This is a genomic window from Paratractidigestivibacter sp. (assembly GCF_052362415.1).
Taxonomy (GTDB): Bacteria; Actinomycetota; Coriobacteriia; order Coriobacteriales; family Atopobiaceae; genus Paratractidigestivibacter.
Genome location: NZ_DAWEMK010000050.1, coordinates 9,629 through 10,849, shown reverse-complemented (window position 1 = coordinate 10,849; position 1,221 = coordinate 9,629). Strand labels below are relative to the sequence as shown.

2 protein-coding genes are annotated in these 1,221 nt (G+C 67.3%); both read right to left on the bottom strand.

The genetic code is table 11. The features are described from left to right. The coding region (locus ACT84W_RS06415; RefSeq protein ID WP_444328606.1) for a carbamoyl phosphate synthase preATP-grasp domain-containing protein at positions 1–467 on the bottom strand (467 nt) is incomplete at its 3' end. Further along, positions 467–1,221 (bottom strand): glutamine amidotransferase-related protein (locus tag ACT84W_RS06410; protein ID WP_444328605.1); only part of this gene is annotated, 755 nt, incomplete at its 5' end. The genes ACT84W_RS06415 and ACT84W_RS06410, both read right to left, overlap by 1 nt.

Sequence of the window (1,221 nt, the reverse complement as noted above, 5' to 3'; positions counted from 1 at the left end):
TCGCACTCGGCGATGGTGTGCGCGATTCCCGACTTGGCCACGTCGAGGCCGATGTCCTTCATGGCCGCGGCGAACAGCTCGCGGTCCTCGCCGGTCTCGATGGAGTCGATGTCGCAGCCGATAACCTCGACGCTGTACTTCTCGAGCACGCCGGCGTGCGCGAGGGCGACGGCGCAGTTGAGGCCGGTCTGGCCGCCCATGTTGGGCAAAAGCGCGTCGGGGCGCTCCTTCTCGATGACCTTGGCGACGGAGTTGGCGGTGATCGGCTCGATGTAGGTGCGGTCGGCGGTCTCCGGGTCGGTCATGATGGTAGCCGGGTTGGAGTTCACGAGGACGACCTCGTAGCCCTCCTGGCGCAGGGCCTTGCAGGCCTGGGTGCCGGAATAATCGAACTCACAGGCCTGGCCGATGACGATGGGGCCGGAGCCGATGATGAGGATCTTCTTGATGTCGGTGCGCTTGGGCATTAGAAGCGCCTCCCCTCGCGGACGTCGATGGCAAGATAGTCGGGCTCGCCGTCCATCAGGCGAGCGAACGCCGCGAAGGCGTAGGTGGAGTCATTGGGGCCGGGCTTCGCCTCGGGGTGGTACTGCATGGAGAAGGCCGGGATGTCAAGGAACTGAATGCCCTCGGGAGTGCCGTCGTTGAGGTTGACGTGAGTCAGGCGCACGCGCCCGCACTCCTTCGTCTGGACAACGGGGGCAATGTGTCGCTCGGACCAGAAGCGAAGGTCGTCCGGGTGGTCGGACACGCCGCCGGAGAGCTCGGGAATGAGGGGCCCGAAGGTCGAGAAGACGGGGCCGTAGTTGTGGTTCTGAGCCGTGATCTCAACCTTACCGGTGAGCAGGTTCATCACCGGCTCGTTGCCGCCGTGGTGGCCGTAGGGGAGCTTCTCGATGGTCGCGCCCGCAGCCATGCTGATGACCTGGTTGCCGAGGCAGATGCCGAAAACAGGCAGCTTGCCCAGGCAGGCGCGGACGGCCTCGACCACAGGGGGCACGGTCTCGGGGTCGCCGGGGCCGTTGGAGAAGAAGATCCCGTCGGGCGCGAGCGCGAGGGCCTCGTCCGCGGGGGTGTCCCACGGCACCAAGGTGACCTCGCAGCCTGCGGCCGCCAGGCGCCGGGCGATGCCCGCCTTCTCGCCGCAGTCGTAGGCGACGACCTTGTGGCGCGCCTCGCCCTTCGCGGGGACGGCGTAGGGCTCGGGTGTGCTCACGTCGG